Consider the following 2,500-nt stretch of genomic DNA (forward strand, 5'->3'; position numbering starts at 1 on the left):
GCTGACCCCCAATCGAAGCCACCGAACCTAGAAAATTCTATAGTTTGAAAGCCTAAACTAAATGAGTTAGACCCTCGTTAGTGAATTGAACTGAAGCGCTCTCTTTAGGGAGAGAAGCTAAAGTTAATCAAGATGATAAGGGAAAGAAGCGAAAGTTTCAATCCCTAAAGCCAAAAAAAACTCAAAAGTGTTAACACGGAGAGTTTGATCCTGGCTCAGGATGAACGCTGGCGGTCTGCTTAACACATGCAAGTCGAACGAACTCTTCGGAGTGAGTGGCGGACGGGTGAGTAACGCGTGAGAATCTGGCTCTGGGTCGGGGATAACCACTGGAAACGGTGGCTAATACCGGATGAGCCGAAAGGTAAAAGATTTATTGCCCAGAGATGAGCTCGCGTCTGATTAGCTAGTTGGTAGTGTAAGAGACTACCAAGGCGACGATCAGTAGCTGGTCTGAGAGGATGAGCAGCCACACTGGGACTGAGACACGGCCCAGACTCCTACGGGAGGCAGCAGTGGGGAATTTTCCGCAATGGGCGAAAGCCTGACGGAGCAAGACCGCGTGGGGGAGGAAGGTTTTTGGATCGTAAACCCCTTTTGTCAGGGAAGAAGTTCTGACGGTACCTGACGAATAAGCCTCGGCTAACTCCGTGCCAGCAGCCGCGGTAATACGGAGGAGGCAAGCGTTATCCGGAATGATTGGGCGTAAAGCGTCTGTAGGTGGCAAACTAAGTCTGCTGTTAAAGATCACAGCTCAACTGTGGGAAGGCAGTGGAAACTGGTTAGCTAGAGGCTGGTAGGGGTAAAGGGAATTCCCGGTGTAGCGGTGAAATGCGTAGATATCGGGAAGAACACCGGTGGCGAAAGCGCTTTACTGGGCCAGACCTGACACTGAAGGACGAAAGCTAGGGGAGCGAAAGGGATTAGATACCCCTGTAGTCCTAGCCGTAAACGATGGAGACTAGGTGTAGCACGTATCGACCCGTGCTGTATCGTAGCCAACGCGTTAAGTCTCCCGCCTGGGGAGTACGCACGCAAGTGTGAAACTCAAAGGAATTGACGGGGGCCCGCACAAGCGGTGGAGTATGTGGTTTAATTCGATGCAACGCGAAGAACCTTACCAGGGCTTGACATGTCGCGAATCCTTCTGAAAGGAAGGAGTGCCTTAGGGAGCGCGAACACAGGTGGTGCATGGCTGTCGTCAGCTCGTGTCGTGAGATGTTGGGTTAAGTCCCGCAACGAGCGCAACCCTCGTCTTTAGTTGCCAATATTAAGTTAGGAACTCTAGAGAGACTGCCGGTGACAAACCGGAGGAAGGTGGGGATGACGTCAAGTCAGCATGCCCCTTACGCCCTGGGCGACACACGTACTACAATGGTCGGGACAAAGGGCAGCGAACCTGCGAAGGCCAGCTAATCCCAGAAACCCGGTCTCAGTTCAGATTGCTCTCTGCAACTCGAGAGCATGAAGGAGGAATCGCTAGTAATCGCCGGTCAGAATACGGCGGTGAATCCGTTCCCGGGCCTTGTACACACCGCCCGTCACACCATGGAAGTTGGCCACGCCCGAAGTCGTTACCCTAACCTTTCGAGGAGGGGGACGCCGAAGGCAGGGCTGATGACTGGGGTGAAGTCGTAACAAGGTAGCCGTACCGGAAGGTGTGGCTGGATCACCTCCTTTAAAGGGAGACCTAATCCAAGGAAAGAAATCTTGGAAAAATCCCAAGGTCGGTCGAGGTCAGCTCAGAAAAATTTAGAAAATAGGCTTTCAAACAGGTTAGGTTCGGACATGGGCTATTAGCTCAGGTGGTTAGAGCGCACCCCTGATAAGGGTGAGGTCCCTGGTTCAAGTCCAGGATGGCCCAGATTAAGAAAAAAAGAAGGGACCCTAGCCCCTCAAGTTGCGAGAGCAACCGAGTCGGCTGGAGAGTAACTCCAGTAAAAAGAACCTTGAAAACTGCATAACTGAAAAGAAAATTCCAAGGGAGATAAATAGGCATTGCTTATTTATCTCAGGCAGAAACCGTAAAAAAAGCAGAAAAACTGACTTTTCGTAAAAGAGAGTAAAGAACTGGTCAAGCTACAAAGAGCTAACGGTGGATCCCTTGGCACACAGAGGCGAAGAAGGACGTGGTGACCGACGAAACGCTCCGGGGAGCTGGAAGCAAGCATTGATCCGGAGGTATCCGAATGGGGCAACCCAGAAACTCCTAGCTGAATCCATAGGCTAGAGAGAGCGAACCTGGCGAACTGAAACATCTTAGTAGCCAGAGGAAGAGAAAGCAAAAGCGATTCCCTAAGTAGCGGCGAGCGAAAGGGGAGAAGCCTAAACCAACCTCAAATTGGGGTTGGGGTAGTGGGACTCTCATCAGGGAGGGAGCGGATTAGACGAAGCAGTTGAAAGCTGCACCAGAGGAGGTGAAAGTCCTGTAGTCAAAAATCTCAACCCCCCGAGAGTATCCCGAGTAGCTTGGGTTAAGTGAAATCCCGAGTGAATCAGC

At 51.4% G+C, this 2,500-nt stretch carries 1 tRNA gene and 2 rRNA genes (1 of these 3 cut by a window edge); all 3 read left to right on the forward strand.

Annotated features, from left to right (window positions below):
- The first annotated feature begins 192 nt into the window (after nucleotides 1-192).
- A 16S ribosomal RNA gene (locus PMG71_RS03735) occupies nucleotides 193-1,680 on the forward strand.
- 110 nt (nucleotides 1,681-1,790) lie between these two features.
- Nucleotides 1,791-1,864, forward strand: a tRNA-Ile gene (locus PMG71_RS03740).
- A 208-nt stretch (nucleotides 1,865-2,072) separates the two neighbouring features.
- A 23S ribosomal RNA gene (locus tag PMG71_RS03745) occupies nucleotides 2,073-2,500 on the forward strand; it runs 2,464 nt beyond the window's last position.
- The 16S and 23S rRNA genes sit together here with 1 tRNA gene alongside, the layout of an rRNA operon.

The organism is Roseofilum acuticapitatum BLCC-M154 (assembly GCF_030068475.1).
Taxonomy (GTDB): domain Bacteria; phylum Cyanobacteriota; class Cyanobacteriia; order Cyanobacteriales; family Desertifilaceae; genus Roseofilum; species Roseofilum acuticapitatum.